This window comes from Geodermatophilus sp. SYSU D00766, from assembly GCF_054049915.1.
This window is the reverse complement of sequence record NZ_JBJGYI010000011.1, coordinates 95,608-120,246: the sequence shown is the minus strand read 5'-3', so window position 1 is coordinate 120,246 and position 24,639 is coordinate 95,608. Positions and strand designations below refer to the sequence as shown.

Below are 24,639 nucleotides of genomic sequence, written 5' to 3'. Positions count from 1 at the left end.
GAGCGGGTCACCGCCGCCCTCGACGTCTTCAAGGACAAGCTGGTGAAGCGGGGCATCCACCTCGTCCGGAGGCCGCGCGGTGGCCTCAGAGCCGTGCTCAAGCGCCAGCTGCTGTGAGTCCTGGGCCGGCCGCGTGCACCCGGCTGTGTCGGACGACCAGCACAGGACACGACGCGTGCACGACACAGTGCAGGGCGACTGAACCGAGCGCCAGCCCCGCCAGCCGGCTGCGGCTGCGGCTGCCGACGACGAGGAGGCCGGCTCCCGCGGACCTCCGGACGAGGACGTCGCCGGGTGCGCCGGTCTCGACCACCACCTCGACGTCCGGGTTCGGCTCATGCCCCAGGACCGCCGTGACGACGCGGTCGGCTCGAGCACGGGCGGCGTCGAGTGTCTCCCCCACCGGCGGCGCGGCGACGATGGGGTCGCTCCAGTAGGTCACCGGCTGGCAGACCAGGACCGCCTCCACCCCGGCGCCGAGCCGGCGTGCGTGGTCCACCGCCTCCCGCAGCACGGTGTGCGCTCCGGACGAGTCGTCGATCCCCACGACCACCCGGGGAGCGGGCGCCGTCTCCTGGCGGTGCACGACGACGACCGGGCACGGTGAGTGCGCTGCGCAGTGCAGGGCCACCGAACCGAGGAGCGCGCTCTTCACGGCTCCGCGGCCCCGGCTGCCCACCACGAGCAGCCCGGCATCCCCCGCCCGCACCACCAGCGCCTCGGCGGGGTCGCCGGGCGCGACGCTGAGGTGCACCGGGACGGCCCCGTCCCGCGCGACCGCCCGCACCGCCGGGTGGCCGAGCGCCTCGGCGACGCTCGCCCGCAGCCGTGCCTCGGTGTCGGACCGGATGGCCTCGACGCCGGCGGTGTCGAGCAGGTGCGGCGCCGCCCAGGTGTCCACCGGGACGGCGCTGACAATCTCGACCTCCGCACCGGTACGGGCGGCAGCCGTCAATGCCCAGACGAGGGCGGCCCTGCCACCGGGCGACCCGTCGACCCCCACGACGATCCGATCGCCGCTCGTCTCCCGGTCCATCGCGCCGACCTCTCCATCGGTCACCACACCAGCCACCTCCCGTCAAGGACGTCCGGGTGCCCACAGGGTCGGCCGACCCCGGCCGACCGGGACGCCGACCGACGTCACGAGCCGTCCAGGACCTTCGTCCCCGGCAGCCGTCGGCTCCGCGACCGAGCAGGCACCTCGCTGATGGCGGACCCGTCCTCACCCCTCGCGGCGCCTGAACCCACCTCCCCCACGCCCTGCAGGCGGCGCGAGGAGGTCGTCGAGAACAGCGCCTCCCCGGCGGACCGCCAGGTGCACGGCCGGGCGGCGCCGGCCGGCCGGCCCGTCCCCGACGGGCGCGGGGGAACGACCTCCTACCTGCCGCCGGTCGTCGCCGCGGTCGACGACAGGCCTGCCCCGCGGCACGTGGTGCGGCCTGCCGCCGCCCGGGCGCACTGCGAGCGGCGTCCGCTGGTGCTGGTGACCGCGGTTCGGGCGACGCGCGATGCGGGTGGAGCACACGACGGGTCGCGGGCCCGGGCGCTGGCCCACCCCGACGCGCTCCGCGAGGACCTCACCACCTCCGCCCCTGCCACTGGTACCGAGGCGCACGCGGCGGACGGTGCCCTGCTGGAGCGGCCGCAGGGTGGTTCTGGACCCGGAAGTGCACCGAGGTCGAGTCGGTCTGGGCGGCCCGGTTCCGACTCCGTTGAGCCCGCCGACACGGCGGAGGATCAAGGCGCTCGGCGTCCCGGCCCTCGCCACTGGTCAGGACCGGCCCAGCAGCCTCCGCCACCAGGAGCGCCGCGGCGGCACCCGCTCCACCGGCGCGACCGGCCCGACCGCCGCTGCGGCCGCCCGTGTCCCGCTGCTCGACGAGCCTGCTGGACGCCCGCGCTCGCTGGCGCGCGCGTGGGTGAGGTAGTCCTGGACGGCCTGCGGGTCGAGCCGGTGGCCACGGGCGGCGACGTCGTGCCGGGCCTCCCACTGCGCGATCAGCTTCTCGTCCTCGGACATCTCCCGGCGCGGGTGCTCACCGGGAATGGGGGCGTCGGGCACGGCCATGTGAGGGCCTCCTACAGGTGCGGGCGGTCGGTTCCACCGTCGCCGTCCCGGGGCTGCCGCAGCAGGAGGCGAGGGTCCTGCGCACCGGGACCTACGGCCCGTCACACAGCCAGGGCCGCCAGTGCGCCCGGACCGTCCTCGGCCAGTGTGAGGACGCCCCTCCGCCCCTCGGGACCTCCGGTCGGGCACCGGAGGGCGCGATCGGGCAGCCGGATCGCCTGCTCACCCCGATCGTCCGGACGGTGGGCGCCCCGCGCGGACCAATCAGCTGGGTGACACCTCCGGGACCTCCGTCACCCCACGCGACGGCCCCTGACCCTGGGGACACACGGGCCGGGCTCCCTAGCGTCGGGGACGTCGACCGGAGAGGGAGGAACCGTGCAGACGAGAGACGTCATGACCCGTGAGGTGGTGACGGTGGGGCCGCACACCGCCGTGCGCTATGCAGCAGAGGTGATGGCCGCGCGGGGGTTCGCCGCCCTGCCGGTCGTCGATGACGACGACCGGCTCGTCGGCATCGTCGCGGAGGCCGACCTGCTCCGCGACCGCCTCCCCGAGGACCCCCGGCTGCACCTCCGGCGCGACAGCAACCCGGCGGTCGACTCCCCGCCGACGCTGGTGCACGACGTGATGACACGTGACGTGCGCGCGGTCGACGTCACCGCCGACGTCGCGGACGTCGCCCGGCTGTTCGTCGAGGGCCGCCTGCGCAGCGTGCCGGTGACCGACGGCGGCCGGCTGGTCGGCATCGTCAGCCGCCGCGACCTCCTGCACCTGCTGGTGCGCTCCGACGACGACGTGAGACGCCAACTGCTGCGGCTCGTCGAGGACTACACCGGCGAGCCCGACGTCTGGGACGTGGCCGTGCACGACGGCGGGGCCACCATCCGGCGGCTCCGCGGCGGCCCGCATGGCTCCTGGGAGGTCGAGCGGCGGGCGCTGGCCGCGCTCGCCCGGACCGTCGGCGGCATCACCGACGTCCGCGTGCTGTCCCCCCTCGACACCGGGAGGCCCGACGTCGAGCCGATCCGCCCGCTGTCGGCCCCGGCACCGGGGAGCTGGTCGTGACCGGGCCGGGTCCCGGCGGCACGGTCGTCGTCGGGATCGACGGGTCCGACGCCGGACGTGACGCCGCGGCGACAGCCGTCGAGGAAGCAGCCCGGCGCGGCTGCGCCCTGCACATCGTGTACGCCCTGTCCTGGCCCGCGGCTGCGCCGCCCTCGCAGGGGACGGGGAGCACCGGGCTGCCCGACATCGGCGGCCTGCTGCACGCGGCGGCCGAGACGGCGCTGGTCACCGCGGCGGGGGATGCGACAGAAGTGCTCGGGCCCGACCGCGTCCGCTGGTCGGTCGACCCTGGCGACCCGGCCGACGCGCTCACCCACGCCGCCCGTGGTGCCGACCTGCTCGTCCTGGGCAGCCGAGGCCTGGGCGGGGTCACCGGCCTGCTCCTGGGCTCGACGGCAGCCGCGGTCCTCGCCGCGCCGCCGTGTCCGGTGCTCCTCCTCCCCGAACCGACCGCAGCGGTCGTCCGCCCCCGGTCCGGCGTCGTCGCGGCTGTCGCCGGACGACCCGGGGACGACGCCGTGCTGGCCTTCGCGATGGCCGAGGCCGCCATGCGCGGCACCGACCTGCTGGCCGTGCACGCCTGGCACGACGTCGCCCTGGAGACGGCGCTGCTGTCGGCGGGGCCCCTGGTCGACTGGGCCGGCGTGCTGGCCGACGAGGAGCGGCTGCTGGCCGAGGCTCTGGCCGGCTGGAGGGACAAGGAGCCCGACGTGCCGGTCCGCGAGGCCGTGGTCCGCGAGCGGCCCGGGCGCGCCCTGCTCGCCGCCGGTCTGACCGCCCAGCTCCTGGTCGTCGGCGTCCGTCGGCACCGGGGCCTGGCGCGCATGGGCTCGACCACGCACGCGGTGACGCACCGCGCACCGTGCCCCGTGGCCGTGGTGCCGGCCGGCGACGCACTGGACGGCGCACGGTGAACGGGCCGCGGATCCTCGTGACCGCCGCCAGCCGCCACGGCTCGACGGCGGAGATCGCCAGGGTGCTGGCCGACGAGGTCGCCGGCTGCCCGGCCGGCCGGGCAGCTGGACTGCAGTCCTCCGCCGTGCCGGTCGAGGCACGCCCCGACCCCGCCCGGTGGGACGCGGTGGTGCTGGGCAGCGCCGTGTACGCGGGCCGCTGGCTCCAGCCGGCCCACGATCTCGCTGTCCGGAACGTGGCCGTGCTGCGGCAGCGGCCGGTCTGGTTGTTCTCCAGCGGCCCGATCGGCGAGCCGCCCTTCCCGCCCGACGAGCCCTACGACGTCGCCACGCTCGCCACCTTCTTCCCGCTGCGCGGACGACGGGTGTTCCCCGGCCGGCTGGACCGGAGCCTGCTCGGCTTCGGTGAACGCGCGATGGTGACCGCGATGCGGGCGCCGGTCGGCGACTTCCGGGACTGGGACGCCGTGCGTGCCTGGGCCGGCGAGATCGCCACCGCGCTGGCCGACAGCGCCGTGCCCGCGGTCGGTGAGTCGATGTCCTCCGGATGAGGCAGGGAGACCTGCGTGTCCACCACCGGTCGCCGGCCGCTACCGGGTTCCGAGCCTGATCTCCCGGAACTGAGACTCCTGCCTGCTCCGGCCCGGGCCCTCCCCTCCGGAACCGAACGGCGCACGATCGACGAGGGACGACGGTGAACGACGCGGTGTCCACCCGCACGCTCCTGACCGTCGAGGAGTGCCGCCACCTGCTCGACGGCACCCGCCGCGGACACCTCGCCTTCACCCGGGACGCACTGCCGGCGATGGCTCCCGTCCTCTACGCCCTCGACGGGCACCGCGTGGTCATGCCTGCCTCCCCCGAGAGCGATCACCTGCTGCCCGCCCGCGGGGCCGTGGTCGTCCTGGGCGTCGACGACTTCGACGGTGAGTCCGGCTGGGCGGTGACCGTCGTCGGCCCGGCCCGCACCGTCACGGACGCCGTCGGGGTCACCGCGCTCGACGCGCTCGCGTGGCCGGTGCTCCCGGCCGCCGACGACGGACACTGCTACGTCGTCCTGCTGGCCGGCGTCGTCCGCGGCTGGCGCACTACCGGGCCTCCCGCGCCGTCACCACGGTCTGCATGACCGTGGCCCCTCGAGGTCGGGGCGCTGCCCGACGGCGGGACGCGGCTGCGCTGGTGGGCGCCGCTGAGCTGAGGGCGCCCGGTCCCCGGCGGGGGGGGTCAGTCCCGGCGGGGCGCGCCCGCGCGCAGCTCGGTGGCCAGCACGGCGGCCTGGGTGCGCCGCTCGAGCCCCAGCTTGGCCAGCAGGTGGGACACGTAGTTCTTGACCGTCTTCTCGGCCAGGAACATCCGCTCGCCGATCTGCCGGTTGGTCAGCCCCTCGCCGATCAGCCGCAGCACCGTGCGCTCCTGGTCGCTGAGCCGGGCCAGCGGCCCCTCGGGCTCCGCGGCGCGGCGCATCCGCTCCAGGACGGCGGTCGTGGCCGCGGGGTCCAGCAGCGAGCCGCCGGCGGCGACGGTGCGGACCGCGCCGACCAGGTCGGCGCCGAGGATCTGCTTGAGCAGGTAGCCCGAGGCCCCGGCCATGATCGCCTCGAACAGCGCCTCGTCGTCGCTGTAGCTGGTCAGCATGACCACCCGCAGGTCGGGCAGCCGGCTGCGCAGCTCCCGGCAGACGCTCACGCCGTCGCCGTCGGGCAGCCGGACGTCGAGCACGGCGACGTCGGGGCGCAGCGCCGGCACCCGGGCCAGCGCCTCCGCGGCGTTCTTCGCCTCCCCGACGACGGTGATGCCCGGGTCACCCCCGAGGACGTCGGCCACCCCGCGGCGCACCAGCTCGTGGTCGTCGAGCAGGAACACCCGGATCGGGGCCTGCTCCGTGTCCGTGTCCACCGACTCTCCCTCGCCAGGCGGTCGGCCGCACCCACGTGGTCCGGCCGACCGCGTCCTCGGCCGAGGCTAGGGCCTGGGCCGCCCCGATGGCAGCGCTGCGTGGCGCGATACCGGCGACGGCGACCTCCGGCCTCCTCATCGGGGACGTCCGGCCCTCATCCCTGCCCGCCCGTGGCGGGAGCGTCGGACCATGCAGACGACCCGGCTCGGGCGGCGCCTGTGAGGACGGTGGGGATCGCGAAGTCGCGGTCGACGACCGCCGGCGAGGTGGCGCAGCCAGACCCCCGTGAGGACGCGGACGGGATCGACGTCGAGGTGCGCGTCCCCTGGCCGCTGCCCTCCCCGACGGTCGCCGCGTTCGTGTCCGCGCGCTTCGCCGAGGTCCGCCGCGACCTCACCGACGTCGACGCGGTTGTCGCGGGCGCCACGTGCCTGGTGCGCGGCCAGACGTCAGCCGGGCCCCTACCCGTCCCGCTCCCCGGCGCCGTCACCCAGGAGGAGTCGTGACCACGTTCTTGCTCGACCGCACGACGGCTCGCGCCGCCATCGGGCTGGCCAATCGCGCGCCCTCGCTGCACAACACCCAGCCTTGGCGTTGGCGGATCGGCCGGACCTCGGTCCACCTGTTCGCCGACCCAACCCGGGGGCTGCCGGCCACCGACCCCGAGAGCCGAGACCTCCTGATCGGCTGTGGCGCCGCCCTGCACCACCTCCGGGTGGCCCTCCGCGCGGCCGGGCTGTCCTCCCGGGTCCACCGGCTGCCCGACCCGGCCCACCTCGAGCACCTGGCCGCGGTCGAGGTGTCCCTCTCCGAGCCCCGACCGGATGACCTCGTGATCGCCCGGGCGATCGAGGACCGCCGCAGCGACCGGCGGGTCTTCTCGACCTGGCCCGTCCCGCCGGAGCTGGTCGCCGACCTGGTGCGCGCCGCGGCCGAGGAGGGCGCCCGGCTGACGGTCCTGGCCCCTGGCGCCCGGTACCAGGTGGTGCGGCTGGTCCAGACCGCGGCCCTGGAGCAGGCCGTCACCCCCGGACTGGCGCACGAGGTCGCGACCTGGACCGGGCGGCCCCGCGGTGCCGCGGACGGTGTCCCGGCGGCGAACGTGCCCGTGCACGCCGGTCCTGCCGGACCGGAGGCGGCGATCCCGGTGCGCTCCTTCGCCGGCGGCTCGCTCCGTGAGAACCGGCTGGGGATGGGTGAGTCGGACGGCACGCTCCTGGCCGTGCTGACCACCGCCGGCGACGGGCCGATGGACCAGCTGCGGGCTGGTGAGGCACTGAGCTCGGTGCTGCTCACCGCCACCGCGATCGGCCTGGCCACCGATCCGGTGAGCCAGCCGCTCGAGGTGCCCGGCACCCGGGTGCGCCTGGCGGACCTGTGCGCCGACATCTCCCCGGACGCGCCCGGTACGCCCCAGATGCTGCTGCGGTTGGGCTGGACACCGGTCAGCGCCGATCCCATCTCGCTGACCGGGCGTCGCCCGGTCGACGACACCATCGACCGGCTCGACGCTTCCCGGTCGTGACGCCCAGGGGCTGCCGTGGCGGTTCACCGCCCCGGCAGCCCGGTCGTAAGGGGCACCGCGATGGTCCTCCCCCACCCCTGGGCGCCGGCGGGGTCGCGCCGGTTCGCCTCCCGAAGGAGCAGCACTGCCGAGACGACGCGCTCGGCAGGTCGGAGTCCGGCCCGGTCGAGCCGGCCGGCGAACACCTGGTGCTCTCGGGCGCGGGTCTGAACCAGCACCTCGTCGGCCTCCAGCAGTTCCTCCGGCGGCCATCCGTGGTCCCCGACTGGGCCGCTGGAGAAGATCCGCACCGGGCGGTCGAACAGGTCGATGGCGCAGCGGAGCACCATGTCCAGCGCCGCCTCGAGCCAGTGCCCGTGGTAGACGGCACTGCCGATCACGACGGCGTCGTAGCCCCGGACGTCGTCGACCCCGGCCACTGGCCGCAGATCGACGCCAGTGTCGGACCCGAGTCCCTCGCGCAGCCCATCGGCTACCGCTTCGGCGACGCCGAGCGACCCCCGTGCGGCTGGCCACCGCGACGAGAACCCGGGGTGCGGTCATCACCCCTGCTCCGTCGCGGTGCCCGCTACCGTCCCCGCCCGCGGCAGCTGGGCCCCGGCATGCGTGTAATGGCCTCGACCAACAGTGCACCAGCCGCGCCGAGGCCCGTGCCGAGCAGCAGCGTCCTCCACGTGACATCGAGCAGCAGGACGTCCTCGCGCAGCACCGGGACGGCGAGCACGACGACGACCACCGCGGCCATCGCGGCCACGAGGGCGACCCGCCCCGCGGTGAGCGGCCGGGCCAGCACGAGCACCGTCCACAGCGCCGTCACGACCACCGCGAGCAGCGCCGCCGTCCGCGCCGCGGCCACCCCGCCCTCGGGCTGCAGCGCCCGGGTCAGTGCGTAGGCGGCGTAGGAGACCCCGCCGGTGACCACGCCGACGGGCACGGAGAAGGCCAGCACCCGGCGCAGGAAGCCGGGCCGGTAGCGGCGCCCGCCCGGGGCGAGCGCCAGCACGAAGCCGGGCACGCCGATGGTCACCGCGGACACCAGCGTCAGCTGCACCGGCGCCAGCGGGTAGGCCGTCAGCGTCACCACGGTGACCAGCGCGAGCACCAGGCTGTAGACGTTCTTGACCAGGAACAGGTTGGCCGCGCGCTCGATGTTCGCGATGACCCGCCGGCCCTCGGCCACGGCGTGCGGCAGCGCGGCGAAGCGGCCGTCGAGCAGCACGAGCTGCGCCACCGCGCGGGTCGCCGGGGAGCCGTTGCCCATCGCGACGCCGACGTCGGCGTCCTTGAGCGCCAGCGCGTCGTTGACCCCGTCGCCGGTCATCGCCACCACGTGCCCGCGGCGCTGCAGCGCCCGCACCACGGCCCGCTTCTGCTGCGGGGTCACCCGGCCGACGACCGACGCCGACTCCAGCACGCCGGCCAGCGCGTCGGGGTCCTCCGGCAGCGTCCGGGCGTCGACGGCGTCGGCCGCGCCCGACACCCCGGGCAGGCCCACCGCGGCCGCGACGGCGCCGACGGTCCGCGGGTTGTCCCCGGAGAGCACCTTCAGCGCCACGCCCTGCTCGGTGAAGTAGCGCAGCACCTCGGCGGCGTCCTCGCGGACCCGCTCGGCGAGCAGCACGAGCGCCACGGGGACCAGCCCGGCGGGCAGCCGCGGGGTGCCGCCGTCCGCGGTCCACGGCGCGGCCGCGCAGGCCAGCAGCAGCACCCGGCGGCCCTCCGCGGCCAGCGCGTCGGCGCGGTCGCGGGCCGCGGCGTCGGCCGGCCCGGCCGGGGCGGGCAGCACCAGCTCCGGCGCGCCGAGCACCCAGGTGCTGCCGCCGGCGGTGCGCACGGCCGACCACTTGCGCGCCGAGTCGAAGGGGACGGCGCCGGCCGCCTCCTGGCCGCCCGGGTCCGGGAAGGCCGCCGCCAGGGCGCGCGCGGTGGCGTTGCCCGCGTCGGCGGCGGCGAGCAGCGCCAGCGCCCCGTCGGTCCCGGGGTCCCCGCGCAGCCGCTCGAGCCGGTCGAAGGCGAGGTCGCCGTGGGTCAGCGTGCCGGTCTTGTCCAGGCAGACGACGTCGACGCGGGCCAGCCCCTCGACGGCGGGCAGCTCCTGCACCAGGGTCCACCGCCGCGCCAGGCCCGCGGCACCGAGGAGGAACGCCAGGGTGGTGAGCAGGACCAAGCCCTCCGGGACCATCCCGACCAGCGCCCCGACGGTGCCGGTGACCGCGTCCCGCCAGCCGTCGTTCTCCGGGGACCGGAACTGGCTCCACAGCACCGCCGGGCCGACCACCAGCAGCACCAGCGCGATCCAGCGCAGCAGCCGGGTGGTCCCGGCGACCAGCTCCGAGTGCGTGCGGGTGAACACCCGCGCCTGCGCGGCGAGCCGGGCGGCGTAGCCGTCGTCACCGACGGCGGTGGCCTGCACCCGCCCGCTGCCGGCCACCACGATCGAGCCGGACAGCACCGGGTCGCCGACCTCCTTGGCCACCGCGTCGGCCTCGCCGGTGAGCAGCGACTCGTCGACGGCCAGCCCTCGGGTGGCGCGCACGACGCCGTCGACGGGCACCTGGTCGCCGGCGCGCAGCACCAGCAGGTCGTCGAGGACCACCTCGGCGACCGGGACCTCGCGCTCGGCGCCGTCGCGCACCGGCCGGGCGCGGGGCGTCTGCAGGACCGCCAGCCGGTCGAGGGTCCGCTTGGCGCGCAGCTCCTGCACGATCCCCACGACGGCGTTGACGACGACCACCCCGCCGAAGAGCGCGTTCTGCCACCGCCCGGCCAGCACCATGGTCACCCACAGCGCGGCCAGCAGGCCGTTGAAGAACGTGAGCACGTTGGCCCGGACGATCTGCCCGACGGTCCGGCTGGTCCGGGTCGTGACCGTGTTGACCCGCCCGGCCGCCACCCGCTCGGCCACCTGGGCCGACGTCAGGCCGCCCGCCGCTGCCGGGGACGCGGCCTCCGTCATGGCGGGTGGGGCCGCAGGAGCTGGGCCGGTGGTCACAGCAGTCCCCCGGCACGGAGGTTCAACGCCGCGAGCACGAGCGTGAGGACCGCACCGCCACAGGTGGCCAGCGCCAGCAGCACCCGCCGGGCGCTCCACCGCTGCACCCGGATCCGCGGGTGCGGCGGCAGCTGCTCGCGGAGCCGCTCGACCAGGTCGCGACCGTCGGCGGCCAGCATCCGGCGCAACTGGGTGGGGAGCGTGAGCGAGGACGTCGTGGCCATCGCCTCCGCCAGTTCCGCGTCGGTGAACTGCAGGCGGGCCTGGGCGAGCACCCGCTCGGGCCCGGCGACCGGCGCGCAGGTCAAGAGCGCGTTGCCGAGGTCGGCGGCCTGCCGCCAGCGGCTGGGCCGCAGCTCACCGAAGGACACGTCGACGAGCACCACGCGCTCCTCGTCCTGGACGAGGACGTTGGAGGGCTTGACGTCGCGGTGCGCTGCCCCGGCCGACCACAGCAGCCGCACCTGGCGCAGCACGCCGTCGATGACGGTGTCGTCCACTCGCGAGCGCCGGATCTCGACGGTGCGGGGCACGAGCTCGGTCACCAGCAGGTACTCGCGACCGGGCACCACCTCGACGACGCCCATCGGCCCGGGTACTCGCACCCCGCCGTCGCGCAGCAGCCGCAGCATGTAGTCCTCGTGCTCGACCAGCCGCCGCACGGAGGAGAACGGCGCCTCGTCCTCCAGCCGGCCGTACCGGAGCACGCGCAGGACCTTGTACCAGCGGTCCGACCGCAGGTGGGTTGCCGAGTAGAGCTTGCCGAACAGGGCCGGGCCGGAGGCGATGACCAGTCGGCACGGTGTGGATCCGGTCGACCCGTCGAGCCGGAAGGGCTCGACCGCCGCGACGTCGACACCGAGCTGCTCGAGGACCGCGGCGCGGATGCGCGCGGTCCGTGCCTCGTCGAGCGTCAGGTGGGCCGCCACGCGCCGGCGCCAGGTGACGGGAAAGGTGTCCTCGGGCGCGAGCACCGTGCAGACCAGCGCCGCGGCGGAGGCGCCGACGAGGGCGGCCGGGACGGCGACGGTGGGGCCGTCCAGCCCGAGGGAGGCGCGGGGCACGACAGCGGTGGTCAGCAGGGCTGCGACGGCCACCCAGCCCCAGCGCCGCGCACGGCCCGAGGGGGTCAGCACGTACAGGGTCGCCACCGACACCGTGGCCAGGACCACGACCGGCCAGGCGGAGAGCTCCACGGCAGCCTCCGTGCCGACGACCTCAGCACGGAGGACGCGCACCAACACGCCCTCGCCGGCGGCCACCTGCGCGACCGCGGCGACCACCGAGACGGTGCCGATGTACACGAGCAGGTGCCGCCACCGCGCCGTCCAGACCAGCACCAGGGCCGTGGGCAACCAGAGCGCGCGGTAGCCGAGCACCGCGCCGACCCGCGCGAGGTCCGCCGCCCCGGGATGGCGATCCGGCGGGCCGGCCACGTCGGCGACAGCCCGGTCCAGCCCCAAGAGGCCGCCGGGTCGGTCGGCGAGGATCAGCAGCACCCCGGCGGCGACGAGAACCGCCGCCCACGCCCAGACCGTCGGCGGTACCCGTCGCGGCAGCCGCTCCTGGCCCGTGGGCCGCCAAAGCGCGGAGCCGGCGGGCCAGGAGGGGCGCCGCGGACGGACGGCCGGGCCCGCGGGTGGGTGCGCCTGTGGGCGCCCCTCGAGCACGGGCGCGCCCCGTCCGGCGTCGGTCACCGGTCCAGGCTCGCTCCTCGGTCCCCGACGCGCCGGGGTCGGGTGGCACGTCCGGCCGGGCCGGAGGGCCCTGCCCAGCGGGCACGCGGCAGGGCTGCACGGGCCGGGTGACCGAGCGCAGCGTCCAGGGAGTCACGGTCTCACGGCTGCAGGTCGGCGAGGCCCGGCGCGTCGAGGAGCGCAGCCACGAACAAGCCGGCACCGATGACGACGGCGGCCGCGTGCGGCAGCAGCACCTGCCCCATCCGCCACGGCCGCCCGAGCAGGTCCCGGACGTTCTTCGCGCTTCGGCGCTCCAGGACCGGCTCCGGCCGCTTGCCGTCATAGCCCCAGCTCAGGTCGATCCTCGGCGCCGACTGGAGGCCGAGGCCGTCGAGGGGCACCGCGTTGATCTGGCAGGCCGCGACCTCGATGTCCCGCATGCGCCAGTAGTAGTGCAACTGGAAGCCCTTCATCCGGGCGTCCACGTACCAGAACGCCAGCGCGCTCGCCGCCGCGAGTGCGAACAGCGCGTAGTGCTCCTGCTGGAACCCGAGGCCGAGACCAGCCAGCGACAGGGTGACCGACCACCCCTTGACGATGACGAGCTGCTTGTCGTACTCGGTGATGACTCCGAGGATCGCGTAGTACTCCTTGCCGAGATCCTCACGGAGTGCGTTCTCTCTCGCAGACAGGGCCCGTTCGGGAGCGGAGGACCCGTTCGACCGTTCCTCCGCCGGGGTCGTGTGTGGCTCGGCACGCCACGGGAGACGGACGAATCGGCCTGACGTGCCCATGACGAGGCCCCACTCACCCTCCGCAGGAGCGTTCCAGTCTGGAGCGAGGGGTCGCGACGGTCCAGGAGTGCCGTCACTTGGCAGGTCTCCCGTACCGTCGTGCCCCCCGACCGGCTGTGGTGACGCAGCATCTAGCCCGCGTGGGCCGGTACCCCGTCCGCCGCAGCGGTCACCTCAGCCGCCTCCGCGGCGACCGGGTCGGGGTGCACGACCATGACCGGGCCGGGTGCGTGCACCGCGCAGTGCAGCGCCACCGAGCCCAGGACCATCCCCAGGACCCGGCTGCGGCTGCGGCTGCCGACGACGAGCAGCGCGGCACCGTCGGCCCGCTGCACGAGGACCTCCCCCGGCTTGCCCTCCACCACGCGGACGTCGGCCTGCGCCTCCCGGCCGAGCACCTCCGCCACGATCGCGCCGACCCGGACGCGAGCATGCTCCTCGATCTCCGACACGGTCGGGGCGGTGAGCGCGTAGAGGTCGCTCCAGTAGGCCTCGGGCTGGAAGCCGGCGACCACCTCGAGCGCCGCGCCCAGCCGGCGGGCCTCCTCCGCCGCCCGGCGCAGCGCGGCGCGGGACACCGGTGAGTCCTCCACCCCCACCACCACCCGCGGCGGCGGCTCGACCGCGCCGGGGTGCACCACGACGACGGCGCAGGGCGCGTGGGCCACGCAGTGCAGCGCGACCGAGCCGAGCAGGGTGCTGCGCACCCCACCGCGACCGCGGCTGCCGACGACGAGCAGGTCGGCGCCCTCCGCCCGGGCCACCAGGTGGTCCAGCGGGGCGCCGCCGGCGACGACGACGTCGGCCTCGACCTCCGCGGTGCCGGGGACGGCGGCCACGGCCGGGTCCCGGCGGACCTCGGCGAGGAAGTCGCGGACCCGCTGCTCGGTGTCGGCCCGGATGGCGTCGAGCCGGCGGGTGTCGAGCAGGTAGGGGTCGGCCCAGTAGAAGTCGACCGGGTAGGCGCTGACCACCTCGAGCGGGGCGCCGGACCGGGCCGCGACAGCCAGCGCCCAGGTCAGCGCTGACCGCGCCCCTGGCGAGCCGTCCACCCCGACGACCACGCGTCCGGGTCGCAGGGGGTGGTTGGTGCTCTGCTGCGTCGTCACGGGTCCGCCTCCAGCCCTCTGTCCGGTCACCTGCCGGGCTCCGATCCGACCCTGCGCCGTCCACGGACGAGAGGACGCGGGCCGACGTCCCCGTTGAGCGGGTCCTTCGTCCCGGCCCCTCGGCTCGGGCTCAGGGCGTCCACCCGCCGCCAGGCGGCAGAAAGGCGCCCGGCGGCGGGTCCCACGGCCCGCTCTGCTTCCCGCAGCGGCGGCACACCCGGTGGTCGGGTCCCTCGTAGTGCTCGCCAGGCGGGTGGCGGCGAACCCAGGAGTGCAGGCCCAGCAGGCAGCGCAGGTGCCTGCGCGGTCCCCCGGATCTCCTCACGGTGCGGTCCTCCCCTCCATCTCGACCGCCGTGACGACATCCGGCCGCAGGGGCCGGTCGGCGACAGCGCGCAGCAGCCACTGCAGCGTGTACTCGTCCGTGCTGACCGACGGCGCGGGCAGCGGGTCAGGGGCGCGGAGCCGGAAGGACCACCGCAGCTGCTCCCCCGGTCCGGCCCTGACCGGACCGGACAGTCGCTCCGTGGCGACGACGGTGGTGGACGCCCGGTCCTCCTCGGTCGGCTCATCCGGCCGTGCAGGTACGAGCTCGTCCAGGACCAGCTCGACCCGGACACCGCGGGCGGTGGTCCCGGGGCGGGCGGTCACCACCCCGGTGACGACGGCGTCGGGACGCAGCTCCCGCCCGGACAGCTCACCCACGGTGAGGGCGGCCGGCGGGGCGTCCCCCGCGCGTGGAGGCGCGCCCGCCGACGAGTGCACCCGCACGGCGACGGCGCCCTCGCCGACGCACGACGGGGTGGTGTGCGCCCGGACGTGCACCACGTACTCGCGCTGTACCAGGTACCCGGCCACCGTGGCCTCACTGTCCGGGACGGTCAGATGGCCCCGGCCCACGGCGTCCAGGTCCGCCCGGGCGACGACCGTGCTGGTCCGGTCGGCGACCGCGGTCGCGATCCCGCCCCACTGGCGCACGGTGCGGGTGAGACCTGTCTGTCGCACGAGCTCCACCGTCCCCCCGAGAACGGGACGGCCGTCGGCACAGCGCACGGTCAGCTCGACCGGCTGCCCGGCGAGGACCTCCCGGGGTGCGTCCAGTGAGAGCGCGGCCGGACGGCGCAGTCGGCCGCTCACGCCGCTCCCCCGGCGGGCAGCACCGCGGCGGACCGGCCCGTGTGTCGCTCGGCGCGGTCGCGGATCCCGTGCAGCATCCGCCGGGTCATCACCAGGACCACCGGCTCCACGACCCGGCCGGCGACGCGGGCCGCGCGGCGGGGATCGACCTCGGTGCGCGATCGGGCGAGCAGGCGGCAGTGCCCCGGAGCCTCCTCGAGCACGTGGAAGGACCACACCCCGTTCCACGGGTGCTCCGGAGGCGCCTGGCGCAGGACGAGCGCCCGGGGCGGGTCGACCAGGGCGACCCGGAAGGCGTAGCCGTCGGGCAGCGGCCCCCACCCCGCCGGGACGACGACCACCCGGTCGCCGACGCCGAGGGACTGCCACTCCTCGCGGATCTCGTCGGTGGTGTGGATGTGCAGGCCGATCAGGTTCTCCAGCCGGTCGTGGCTGTACATGCCGCCGCGGTCGGCGCCCATCTGGACCAGCCACGCCCACACCTCCTCGGGAGGCGCGGCCACGGTCACCCCGAGCGTCGTCTGCGTGGCCGGCTCCGGGACGAGGTCGTCGCCGGGCAGGACGCGGGCGACCTCGGCCGGGGTGGCGCCCCAGTGGCGCCGGCGGTGCAACAGCTCCAGGCCGGCCGCCGCGGCGCCGGCGGCCAGCAGCAGTCCGCGCAGCACGGGGCTCACCGCCCCGGGGGGACGTCGAGGTCGAGACCGGCCAGCGTCATCTCGCCGTAGGTGACGTCACCGTCGGGCAGGTGCCAGACGGCCGCGCCGCCAACCGTGCGCAGCCGCCCGTCGACGACGGTCCACCCGCGCACCGGGGTGCTCCAGGGCGTCCGCACCGGCCCGCCGGGCAGGTCGGCCCACCGGTCGGCCGTCCAGAAGTCCGCCGGCCGGCCGTCGCCGTCGAGCGACACCACCGCGCCGACGGTGCGCCCGGCGTCGGTCACCGAGACGCCGAACCGGTCCTCGCCGAGGTCCTCCCAGCGGGTGCGGGGGTGCAGCAGCATCGACGGGGCCAGCAGCACCGCGTCGTTGAGCCAGGTGACCAGCTCACCGGCGTCGAACTCCGGGCCCGACCCGTCGGCCACCGTGACCAGGCCGAGGGCCCTGCCGAGCATCCGCCCGGTGCCGTGCCGGTACGTGTCCCAGCCCCACATGGGCACCACGCGGCCGACCAGCAGCCGCATCCGGTACAGCCGCGCGATCTCGGCAACGGTGTTGTGCTGCCACGCGTCGCAAGGCATCCACGGCCCGTCGACCCGGCGGCGGAACCGGCCGCGCCAGTGGGCCCGCAACGACCAGGTGCGCGGCTCACCGACCACGCCCATCGCCTCCATGTACCGGACGGCGGCCGATGGCAGGCCGGCCAGGTCGGCCTCGGTGACGGGCTCCGCGGACGCCGGACCGGTCGGCAGGCCGGCGGCGGCCAGCCGCCGGGTGAAGGCGCGCGGCGGCCGCGCCGGCGTGTGCGGCCGTTGCCTCGTCGAGGCGGTCATCGGTCTCCCTCGGGAACTCGGCTCGATGCGGGACGCGTCCCGGTCGCCGTCCTCGCGGACGACGACGAGCCCGACGCTAGGGCGGCGCCACCCGCCGGCGCACCGACGAAGGACACCGGCAGGAGGGCCGGAGGCCTTCGGCGGGCGGGCCTGCTCCGACGACGGTCTCGGGCCGCCGTGCGCGCCGGGCAGGACCGTGGCGGCGTCTGCCCGGTGCGGCGGGTCCCCGCATGGCGGGCACGAGGAGAGTCGGTGGGCAGGGCCGGGGCGACCCGCGTGAGGGGCAGTTCGACTCTGGGCCAGCGCACAAGCCGCGCGGAACCGTGGTCAGCCTGGCGGGCCACTTCTGGGGGAGGGACGAGATGGCCACATCGGAGACCGCGGCTGGCACGGACGTGCAGATCGCGCAGGCCAATGGCATCGAGATCGCGTACGAGACCTTCGGTGAGCCATCGGCCCGGCCGTTGCTGCTGGTCATGGGCGCGAACATGCAGATGATCGCCTGGCACGAGGACCTGTGTCAGGCGTTGGTCGACCGAGGCTTCTTCGTGGTCCGCTTCGACAACCGGGACGCGGGACTGTCCACCCACCTGCACGACGCGGTGCCCGACGTGCGGGCCGCCGCGGCCGGGGACCTGTCCTCGGCGGCCTACACCCTCGAGGACATGGCCGACGACGTCGCCGGGCTGCTGGACGCGCTGGGCTTGGACAGCGCGCACGTCGCGGGTGCCTCGCTGGGTGGGATGGTGGCGCAGACGTTCGCCGCCCGGCACCCCGACCGGGTGCGCAGCCTGACCTCGATCATGTCGGCCCCGGTGCTGCCGGTGGACTGGCAGGCGGTGGAGGCCCGGCGACCCGCCAACAGCCGGGAGGAGTACGTCGAGCAGGTGCTGCAGATGTTCCGGCTCCTCGGGTCACCCGGGTATCGCGGCGACGAGGCATGGCTGGCCGACGTCGCCGGCCGGTCCTACGACCGTGCCCATGACCCGGCCGGTGGTCTGCGCCAACTGCTGGCCGTCATGGCCTCCGGTGACCGCACCGAGCAGCTGCGCGCAATCCGGGTGCCGACGCTCGTGGTGCACGGCGAGGCCGACCCGGTCGTCCCCGTCGCCGGGGGCCGCGCCACCGCCGAGGCCGTCGCGGACGCCGAGCTGCTCGTGCTGGAGGGCATGGGCCACTCCCTGCCGCGTGAACTGTGGCCCACCATCGTCGACGCCGTCGTCCGCACCGCCGATCGCGCCACGGACGTCACAGCTCGATGAGCACACTCAGCCCCTGCGGTCGCGGACCAACCCCTGCTGTCGACGTCCTCCGTCGTGTCCGCGCACCGCGCACGGAGGAGGGATCCATCCCCGGAGGCGGTCATGGATGACGCACCGCGGCTCGTCGGGCGATGGCGGCTCGTCTCGTGGACCGCCGGAGACGACGGAGGGCGGGTCGAGCATCCCGCCGGAGACCGACCTCGGGGCTCTGCGGTGTTCCTGCCGGACGGATGGGCGGCGGTTCAGATCGCAGCCACCGACCGGCCGACCATGAGTGGGACCGACCCGTTCGGCGCACCCGAGAGCGAGCAGGCCAAGGCCTACGCCACCTACCTGGCCTACGTGGCGAGGTACGAGGTGCGCCAGGACCTCGTGGTCCTCCAACTGGAGATGAGCCTGTGGCCCAACCAACTCGGCACCGAGCAGGTGCGGCGGTATCGCTTCGAGGACGGCGAACTGGTCCTGCAGCCGCCACCGGTCGAGGTCGGAGGTCGGCGCCTCACGCACGAGCTGCGGTGGCGCCGCGAGGACTGAGGGCCGCAGGGACGTCGCGCCGCCACCACCTCAGCGCAGTCATGCCGACGGTGGCAACTCGACGCAGGGGTACTCGTGCAGCTCGGCACATCGGCCGTCCTGCAACCGGTACAGCAGGACCAGGCGAGTCCGCAGCTGCCGGCCGCCTCGTCCACGGTGACGACGAGCAGCCCGCGCCGCCAGAAGCCCGGCCGCGGGGCCAGGCCGGAGGGACGGCTGCGGGAGAGGGCCGCCGCGGGCAGCGTCGGGGTACTCACCCGGGCAGCGTCCGTGGCCCTCGGCCGGCTCCGTAGAGCCGGAGGTCCGGGCAGGGGTCGTCCGCACGTCCCCCGGCGCGGGTCCGGTGCCACAGGTCCCTCGCGGCGGGGACCTGCGGCACCGGCGTCCCGCAGGCCTGCCGGCCGAGGGTGGGACGGACCGGACGACCGCGCCGACGGGAGGAACCGTGGCCTCCGTGACCGAGCCGACCCCCCACGCGACCACGGGCGCGATGGCCCGGGGTGGCCGCCCCGTGGTGGCCGGCGTCGACGGGTCCCGCGATGCGCTCGTGGCCGCCCGTCTGGCGGCGCAGGAGGCTCGCAGGCGGCGGGCGACGCTGCGGCTGCTGCTCGCCGTCCCCTCGGCCGGCGGTCGGAGGCCGGCGCCGGACCGGGTACTCGACGCCGTCGAGGTGCTGCGCACCGCCGGTGGTCTCGTCCTGGACGCGACCGCTGCGGAGCTGCGCCACACCTGCCCCGGCCTGGAAGTCGTCCCCGAGCTGGTCGACGGTGACCCGGTCGACGTGCTGACCGCGGCGGCGGCCGGCGCGCAGCTGCTGTGTGTGGGCACGACCGGCGCCGGGAGCGCCCGGGACCTGCTGTTGGGCTCCACGGTGGCCGCCGTCGTGCGGTCCGCCTCGTGCCCGATCGCCGTCGTCCCGCTGCGCAGCCGCTGGTCCGCCGGCCGCAGCGGCGTGGTCGCCGGCCTGGACGGCGGGCCCGGGTCCGAGGTGACACTAGCCGAGGCGCTGCACGCGGCGGCGCTGCGCGGCACCGGGCTGCTCGCCGTGCACGCGTGGTCGCACGGGTCCCTGTTCCCGCTGCCGGCCACCGACCGCCTGGTCGACGACGACGCGGCACAGCGCCGGGCGGAGTCCCGGCTGGACGACCTCCTGGCGCGCGCGGAGCCGGTCCGCGACCGGTGGCCGGACGTGCCCGTCCGCACGGCGGTCCGGCAGGGCCGGGCGGCCGACGCCCTCCTGGCCGCCTCGTTCACCGCCGAGCTGCTGGTCGTCGGGCACCGGCGCCGGGGACCGCTCGGGCGCCCGCTCCGCTCCGTGACCTCGGCGGTCGTGCACCGCGCCGGGTGTCCCGTGCTCGTCGTACCGCTGCACGTGCCCGCCGACGCGGACGCCACCTCCGCGGTTGCCGCCGGCTGACCCTCTCGGACACCGAACCGGCGCGGGGATCCCGCCGGCCCCCCTCAGCGCGACCCTGTCGGCCCGGCACCGACCAGCGCCGCGAACTGCGCGTGCAGCGCGGCGATCAGGACCGGCAGGTCGGGCACCCGGTCGGGGTCGACGACGGCGGTGACGGTCAGGGTGCCGGCGTAGGACAGCGCGTCGAAGGAGACGGTGACGTTCCCGGCCTCGCCGGAGGCCACCGGCAGCACCTGCTCGACCCGCCGCCCGGCGAGGGTCAGCGGGGTCCCCGGCCCCGGCACGTTGCTGACCAGGGCGTGGAAGCGGCGCTGCCGGCGGAGCCACCAGCGGTAGGCGCCGGTCGCCGCGAGCAGGCCGAACAGCGACCCCGTCAGCGCGGTCAGCGGCGGGCCGCCGGCGGTGTCCCGGGCCCGGCGGACCGTGCCGGCGAACCGGCGCAGCCGCGCCTGCGGCTCCCCCGCGACCGGCACGGCGACCACGAGCGGGGTGGTGGCGTTGCCCAGCTCGGTGACCCCCGCCGCCCGCCGCCCGGAGACGACGACGGTGACCGCCACGGGGTCCACCGACTCGCCGCGGCTCTCCAGCAGCGCGCCGAGCGCCCCGGCGACCGCGACCAGCAGCGCGTCGTTCACCGTCCCCCCGGCCCGGTGCGCCGCCGCCCGCAGCGGCTCGACCGGCACCTGCACCGCCGCCGTCCGCCGCCGGGACCCGGTGGGGGCCAGCAGGCTGCACGGAGCGGCGCGGGCGGGGCGCAGTCCGCCGGCCGCCCGGCCCGCGTCCCGCAGCAGCCCGACCACGCCGCAGAGCCGGGCCGGCGCCCGGGCGCGGCGGCGCCACGCGTCGGCCACCAGGACCCGGTAGGGCGGCAGCGGCCCCGGCGGGGTGCGGTCGGGCGGCGGCCCCCCGTCGGCGAGGGAGGCCAGCAGGGCCAGCCCGCCGATCCCGTCGGCGAGCACGTGCGACAGCGCGACGACCACCGCACTGCGGTCCCCGGGCAGGTCCGGGACGACGACGGCGGCCCAGCCGGGCCGGTCCTCCGGGAGCGGTCCGGCCACCAGGTCCGTGGCGAGGTCGAGGAGGGCCTGCGCATCCCCGGGGCACGGCACAGTGCGGACGTGCGCCGCCGGGTCGAACCCCGGCTGGTCCACCCAGACCGGCCGGCCGGCGCCCGGCGGCACCCGCACCAGCCGCTGCCGCAGCCGCCGCACCCCGCCCAGCCGCTCGGCGACGAGGCGGGCGAGCTCCCCGTCGCCCGGGCCGAGGACGAGCACCGCACCGAACTGCATCGGCACGCCGCCGCGGCCGAGCGCGGCCATCCCGAGGTCCTCCGCGCTCGCGCGGTGGACGGAGCCGGTCACGTGCGCACCGGGGCCACACGCACCCGCACGTCGAGTGCCTGCGCGCCCGAGCAGCCGACCACCAGCGGGTTGACGTCGAGCTCGGCCAGCTCCGGCACGGCGTCGGCGAGCCAGGCCAAGCGGTGCAGCCGGTCGGCGACGGCGGCGCGGTCGAGCGTGCGGCCGTGCGCCGTGGCGAACAGGCCCGTTGCGTCGACCGCCTGCTCGGCACCGCAGGCGTCCAGCGGCGCCAGGCGGTGCACGCGGCCCGCGAGCGCGTCGGCGGCCCGGCCACCCGGGCCGATCGCGACCACCGGGCCGGCCGCGGCGTCCCGGACCGCACCGAGCAGCAGCTCGTCACCGGGCGGGACGAGCGGCTGCACCACCGCGCCCAGCCAGTCCGCACCCGCGGCCGCCGCCCAGCCGCCGACGGTGCGGCCCACCTCGCCGGCGTCGTGCACGGGGAGCCGGACGAGCCCCGCGTCGGCCTTGTGCACCAGCCCGCGGACCCGGCCCTTGACCGCCACCGGGCACCCGAGCTCGCGGGCCGCGGCGACCGCCGCCTCCGCCGTGCCGGCCGCGCGCGTCGGGACCAGGGGCACGCCGGCCGCGGCGAGGAGCCCGGCGACCTCGTCCGGCTCCAGCCAGTCCCCCTCCGGTCTGCGGTCCAGGACCGCGGCGGCGACCGACCGGGCCGCCCGCACGTCGACCCCCTCCGGCACGGACACCGCCGGTGGTGCGGCCAGCCAGGCCGCGCGCGCGGTGGGGGGGCGGCCGGCCCGCCCCCCCCCCCCCCCCCCCCCCCCCCCCCACCCCCCCCCCCCCCCGCCCCCCCCCCCCCCCCCCCCCCCCCCCCCACGGCCGGCTCGCTGACCGACACGAGCGCGAGCCTCCCGGTCCGCGGCGGGGCGAGCCGCTCCAGTGACGTCGGCCGCCCGGGCCGCACGTCGACGACCGCGACCGCGTCGTCAGCGGCCGCCGCGACCGCCGCGGCCACACCCGGGCCGGGGTCGCCGACCCCGGTCGGTGCGGTGACGGTGACGACCGCCGCGACGGCCGGGTCGTCGAGCAGCCGGCCGAGGGCGACGGCGAAGTCCCCGGGGGTCACGACGGCGCCGGTGTCGACCGGGTTGGTCGTGACGGCCAGCGGCGGCAACACCTCTCTCAGCCGCCGCTGCAGGTGCGCGGGCAGGGGGTCGACCGGCAGTCCGGCCGCCACGCACGCGTCCGCGGTGAGCACCCCGGCACCGCCCAGGTTGGTCAGCACCGCGACGGTTCCCGGGCGCAGCGGCGGGCGCCGGCGCAGCTGCGCCGTGGCCGCCGCCAGCGTGGTCAGGTCCGGCAGCACCTGCACCCCGGCGGCGGCCCACGCGGCCTCGCGCACCCGGTCGGGGGTGGCCGACCGCGCGGTGTGCGAGGCCGCCGCCCGCGCGCCGGCCGCGGAGGTGGCCGTGCGCAGCGTGAGCACCGGGACCCGGCGGGCGAGGTGCGCCGCGGTCCGCACCAGGCCGCGCAGGTCGGGCTCGGACTCGGCGTAGAGGACGACCGCGGCAATGTCCGGGTCCTCGTCGCACCAGGCCAGGACGTCACGGGCACCGACGTCCCAGGCGTCGCCGATCGACACCGCGGCCGAGACGCCCAGGCCCAGCCGGCCGAGCACCTGCCCGCCGGCGATCACCACGCCGCCGGACTGGGCGACCAACGCCACGTCGCCGCCGGGCGGGACGGGACCGCCGAAGCCCGCGGCGAGCCAGGCCGGTGCACCGGGCGACGCGACGCCGACGCTGTTGGGGCCGACGAGCCGCATCCCGTACCGGTCGACGGTGTCGAGGACCTGCCCGGCCAGGCCGGGGACCCCGCTGAGCCCACCGCTCAGGACGAGCACCGCCCGGACGCCGTGCCTGCCGCAGTCGGCCACGACTGCGGGCACCGCGGCGGCCGGCACGCAGACGACGGCGAGGTCGACCGGCTCGGGGAGCACGGTGACCGAGGGCACGCACGGCACCCCCTCGAGCTCGCGCGCCGCCGGGTTGACCCCGGTCACCGGTCCCGGGAAGCCGCTCTCGCGCAGCTGGCGCAGCACCGCCCGCCCGACCGACCCCGGCGCCCGGCCGGCCCCGACCACGGCGACCGCCCGTGGCCGGAGGACGGCGCGCAGGCCGGCAGCAGCCGCCTGCCGGTGCCGGTCCTCGACGGCCTCGAGGTAGCGGGCATCGGGGTGCAGCGTCACCTCGGCGTGGACGACGGTGCCCTCGGTGCGCCGTCGCACGGCCAGGCCGAGGTCGGCGAGCACCCGCAGCATCGGGCCGTTCTCGGCGAGCACCTCGGCGACCAGCCGGCCGATCCCCAGCCGGGTGGCCTCGGCCGCGACCTGCTCCAGCAGTGCGGTCGCCACGCCTGCCAGCCGCTCGTGACCGTCGACGACGACGGCGATCTCCGCGGCGCCGTCTCCCAGGGGGAAGAGCTGGACCGCGCCGGCCAGCCGGCCGCGGACCCGGGCGCCGAGTCCGACGGACCCGCCGGAGGGCTCGAGGCTGCGGCGCACGTACCCGGGGAGGTCGGCCGGGTGCAGCGTGGCGAAGCGCAGCCACCGGTCCCGCTCGACCAGCCCCTCGTGCAGGGCGAGTAGCTCGGGGCCGTCCGCGGGGGTCAGCGGGGCCAGCACGACGGGGGTGCCGTCCCGCAGCAGTGCCCGGGCCGGCCGGAGCCGGGCGCCGGCCGGTGGGTGCTCCCGGGCCGGGGTGGTGGCGGTCACCGCTGCGGGACGGCGAGCCTGCGGCCGCCGGGGACGGCGGCGACCACGCCGCGGGCGAGCCGGTCGAGCACCGCCTCCTCGTCGGCCGGCGCGGAGGTGTCCGGCACGGCCGTCTACCGCCGGGCCGGGCGCAGGCGGAGCAGCGCCACCAGCGCGACCAGGATCCCGACGACGCCACCGGCCACGCCGATCCACAGGACGACGCGCACGACGACCTCCCAGCCGGGGTCCAGGTCGAACGGGAAGACCTGCAGCACCCGCACCGTGGCCGCCAGGCCGAAGGCCGTCGTCAGGACCGTCCCCGCCGGGATCGCCGCTCCCCCGGGGCGAACCAGTTGCAGGAGGGCGACCGCGATCCCGGCGATCAGCGCGGCGTCGACGTAGCGCAGCACCCGGGTCGTGTCGTCGGTCAGGAAGGGCACGACCTCCCACCCGGGCCAGACGTGGATCAGCATCAGGAGGACTCCGTCGACCAGCGCGGCGGCGAGGGCGCCGCTGCGGCGCCCGGTGGTCGACGGGGAGCGGGTCCGCAGGTCTGTCATGTCCCGATGCTGGGGACACCGGCGCTCCCGGTTGAGGGCCGAAGGTCGCTGGCGATCCGGGACGTACGGACGCCGCCGGCCCCCCGGCGGCGTGGCGACCCTGGGCGGGTCGAGACA

Annotated in this window: 22 protein-coding genes and 2 pseudogenes; 9 read left to right on the top strand and 15 right to left on the bottom strand. The window is 76.8% G+C overall.

The genetic code is table 11. From position 1 onward, the window contains the following. Nucleotides 1-97: 97 nt before the first annotated feature. Nucleotides 98-1,060, bottom strand: a complete 963-nt coding sequence (locus tag ACI8AD_RS11400) for a universal stress protein (RefSeq protein WP_456870634.1) — start codon at nt 1,058-1,060, stop codon at nt 98-100. Between the two features lie 711 nt (nt 1,061-1,771). After that, a complete protein-coding gene (locus ACI8AD_RS11395) occupies nt 1,772-2,068 on the bottom strand; it encodes a hypothetical protein (protein WP_456870633.1) in 297 nt (98 codons plus the stop codon). Between the two features lie 396 nt (nt 2,069-2,464). Between ACI8AD_RS11395 and ACI8AD_RS11390 the strand changes: the two genes are divergently transcribed. The 4 genes from ACI8AD_RS11390 (at nt 2,465) to ACI8AD_RS11375 (ending at nt 5,176) form a co-directional block, all read left to right on the top strand. Beyond that, complete coding sequence (locus ACI8AD_RS11390) at nt 2,465-3,136, top strand: CBS domain-containing protein (protein WP_456870632.1); 672 nt, start codon at nt 2,465-2,467, stop codon at nt 3,134-3,136. Beyond that, a complete protein-coding gene (locus ACI8AD_RS11385) occupies nt 3,133-4,050 on the top strand; it encodes a universal stress protein (RefSeq protein ID WP_456870631.1) in 918 nt (305 codons plus the stop codon). The genes ACI8AD_RS11390 and ACI8AD_RS11385 overlap by 4 nt, the downstream gene beginning before the upstream one ends. Before the next feature lie 17 nt (nt 4,051-4,067). Next, on the top strand, nt 4,068-4,601 hold the full coding sequence (locus ACI8AD_RS11380) for a flavodoxin domain-containing protein (protein WP_456870630.1): 534 nt from the start codon (nt 4,068-4,070) through the stop codon (nt 4,599-4,601). A 143-nt stretch (nt 4,602-4,744) separates the two neighbouring features. Continuing rightward, complete coding sequence (locus tag ACI8AD_RS11375; RefSeq protein ID WP_456870629.1) at nt 4,745-5,176, top strand: pyridoxamine 5'-phosphate oxidase family protein; 432 nt, start codon at nt 4,745-4,747, stop codon at nt 5,174-5,176. 98 nt (nt 5,177-5,274) lie between these two features. Here the strand turns inward: ACI8AD_RS11375 and ACI8AD_RS11370 are convergent, their stop codons facing one another. Continuing rightward, complete coding sequence (locus ACI8AD_RS11370) at nt 5,275-5,946, bottom strand: response regulator (protein WP_456870628.1); 672 nt, start codon at nt 5,944-5,946, stop codon at nt 5,275-5,277. A gap of 267 nt (nt 5,947-6,213) precedes the next feature. Here ACI8AD_RS11370 and ACI8AD_RS11365 point away from each other — a divergent pair, with 267 nt between their 5' ends. After that, on the top strand, nt 6,214-6,453 hold the full coding sequence (locus ACI8AD_RS11365) for a hypothetical protein (protein WP_456870627.1): 240 nt from the start codon (nt 6,214-6,216) through the stop codon (nt 6,451-6,453). Further along, nucleotides 6,450-7,472: an Acg family FMN-binding oxidoreductase gene (locus tag ACI8AD_RS11360; protein ID WP_456870626.1), complete on the top strand. Its 1,023-nt coding sequence runs from the start codon at nt 6,450-6,452 to the stop codon at nt 7,470-7,472. Before ACI8AD_RS11365 ends, ACI8AD_RS11360 begins: the two co-directional genes overlap by 4 nt. Before the next feature lie 23 nt (nt 7,473-7,495). Here ACI8AD_RS11360 and ACI8AD_RS11355 read toward each other — a convergent pair. From ACI8AD_RS11355 to ACI8AD_RS11320, 8 genes and pseudogenes are all read right to left on the bottom strand, one after another. Then, nucleotides 7,496-7,948: pseudogene (locus ACI8AD_RS11355) on the bottom strand (flavodoxin domain-containing protein); the annotation flags it as partial. Nucleotides 7,949-8,040: 92 nt separating this feature from the next. Then, nucleotides 8,041-10,428, bottom strand: a complete 2,388-nt coding sequence (locus ACI8AD_RS11350) for an HAD-IC family P-type ATPase (RefSeq protein WP_456870625.1) — start codon at nt 10,426-10,428, stop codon at nt 8,041-8,043. A gap of 32 nt (nt 10,429-10,460) precedes the next feature. Then, entirely contained in the window at nt 10,461-11,963 is a 1,503-nt protein-coding gene (locus ACI8AD_RS11345; RefSeq protein ID WP_456870624.1) for an RIO1 family regulatory kinase/ATPase domain-containing protein, read from the bottom strand. Between the two features lie 338 nt (nt 11,964-12,301). Then, complete coding sequence (locus ACI8AD_RS11340; RefSeq protein WP_456870623.1) at nt 12,302-12,937, bottom strand: hypothetical protein; 636 nt, start codon at nt 12,935-12,937, stop codon at nt 12,302-12,304. Between the two features lie 131 nt (nt 12,938-13,068). Continuing rightward, complete coding sequence (locus tag ACI8AD_RS11335; RefSeq protein WP_456870622.1) at nt 13,069-14,046, bottom strand: universal stress protein; 978 nt, start codon at nt 14,044-14,046, stop codon at nt 13,069-13,071. 321 nt (nt 14,047-14,367) lie between these two features. Continuing rightward, nucleotides 14,368-15,183: a hypothetical protein gene (locus ACI8AD_RS11330; protein ID WP_456870621.1), complete on the bottom strand. Its 816-nt coding sequence runs from the start codon at nt 15,181-15,183 to the stop codon at nt 14,368-14,370. Then, complete coding sequence (locus ACI8AD_RS11325) at nt 15,180-15,848, bottom strand: hypothetical protein (protein WP_456870620.1); 669 nt, start codon at nt 15,846-15,848, stop codon at nt 15,180-15,182. The genes ACI8AD_RS11330 and ACI8AD_RS11325 overlap by 4 nt, the downstream gene beginning before the upstream one ends. A gap of 5 nt (nt 15,849-15,853) precedes the next feature. Beyond that, nucleotides 15,854-16,672: a DUF6544 family protein gene (locus tag ACI8AD_RS11320; protein ID WP_456870619.1), complete on the bottom strand. Its 819-nt coding sequence runs from the start codon at nt 16,670-16,672 to the stop codon at nt 15,854-15,856. A 362-nt stretch (nt 16,673-17,034) separates the two neighbouring features. Here ACI8AD_RS11320 and ACI8AD_RS11315 point away from each other — a divergent pair, with 362 nt between their 5' ends. The 3 genes from ACI8AD_RS11315 (at nt 17,035) to ACI8AD_RS11305 (ending at nt 19,885) form a co-directional block, all read left to right on the top strand. Continuing rightward, the gene (locus ACI8AD_RS11315) at nt 17,035-17,934 is read left to right on the top strand and encodes an alpha/beta fold hydrolase (protein WP_456870618.1); all 900 of its coding nucleotides are present in this window, start codon (nt 17,035-17,037) and stop codon (nt 17,932-17,934) included. A 102-nt stretch (nt 17,935-18,036) separates the two neighbouring features. Beyond that, nucleotides 18,037-18,468: a lipocalin-like domain-containing protein gene (locus ACI8AD_RS11310; protein ID WP_456870617.1), complete on the top strand. Its 432-nt coding sequence runs from the start codon at nt 18,037-18,039 to the stop codon at nt 18,466-18,468. 454 nt (nt 18,469-18,922) lie between these two features. Further along, nucleotides 18,923-19,885, top strand: a complete 963-nt coding sequence (locus ACI8AD_RS11305) for a universal stress protein (protein WP_456870616.1) — start codon at nt 18,923-18,925, stop codon at nt 19,883-19,885. Between the two features lie 44 nt (nt 19,886-19,929). Here ACI8AD_RS11305 and ACI8AD_RS11300 read toward each other — a convergent pair whose 3' ends face one another. The 4 genes and pseudogenes from ACI8AD_RS11300 to ACI8AD_RS11285 all read right to left on the bottom strand — a co-directional run bounded on the left by ACI8AD_RS11300 (nt 19,930) and on the right by ACI8AD_RS11285 (nt 24,522). Continuing rightward, nucleotides 19,930-21,246 (bottom strand): wax ester/triacylglycerol synthase domain-containing protein, encoded by a 1,317-nt coding sequence (locus ACI8AD_RS11300; RefSeq protein WP_456870615.1) that lies wholly within the window; start codon nt 21,244-21,246, stop codon nt 19,930-19,932. Further along, a complete protein-coding gene (locus tag ACI8AD_RS11295) occupies nt 21,243-21,929 on the bottom strand; it encodes an acetate--CoA ligase family protein (RefSeq protein ID WP_456870614.1) in 687 nt (228 codons plus the stop codon). The genes ACI8AD_RS11300 and ACI8AD_RS11295 overlap by 4 nt, the downstream gene beginning before the upstream one ends. Before the next feature lie 329 nt (nt 21,930-22,258). Continuing rightward, nucleotides 22,259-23,770, bottom strand: a pseudogene (locus ACI8AD_RS11290) (GNAT family N-acetyltransferase); the annotation flags it as partial. A gap of 323 nt (nt 23,771-24,093) precedes the next feature. Then, nucleotides 24,094-24,522, bottom strand: a complete 429-nt coding sequence (locus ACI8AD_RS11285; protein ID WP_456870613.1) for a hypothetical protein — start codon at nt 24,520-24,522, stop codon at nt 24,094-24,096. Nucleotides 24,523-24,639 lie beyond the last annotated feature (117 nt).

Coding starts and splice junctions, on each gene's coding strand:
- ACI8AD_RS11395 (WP_456870633.1), bottom strand. CDS start 2,068: ATGGCCGTGCCCGACGCCCCCATTCCCGGTGAGCACCCGCGCCGGGAG.
- ACI8AD_RS11390 (WP_456870632.1), top strand. CDS start 2,465: ATGACCCGTGAGGTGGTGACGGTGGGGCCGCACACCGCCGTGCGCTAT.
- ACI8AD_RS11350 (WP_456870625.1), bottom strand. CDS start 10,428: ATGACGGAGGCCGCGTCCCCGGCAGCGGCGGGCGGCCTGACGTCGGCC.
- ACI8AD_RS11340 (WP_456870623.1), bottom strand. CDS start 12,937: ATGGGCACGTCAGGCCGATTCGTCCGTCTCCCGTGGCGTGCCGAGCCA.
- ACI8AD_RS11320 (WP_456870619.1), bottom strand. CDS start 16,672: ATGACCGCCTCGACGAGGCAACGGCCGCACACGCCGGCGCGGCCGCCG.
- ACI8AD_RS11315 (WP_456870618.1), top strand. CDS start 17,035: ATGGCCACATCGGAGACCGCGGCTGGCACGGACGTGCAGATCGCGCAG.
- ACI8AD_RS11310 (WP_456870617.1), top strand. CDS start 18,037: ATGGATGACGCACCGCGGCTCGTCGGGCGATGGCGGCTCGTCTCGTGG.
- ACI8AD_RS11285 (WP_456870613.1), bottom strand. CDS start 24,522: ATGACAGACCTGCGGACCCGCTCCCCGTCGACCACCGGGCGCCGCAGC.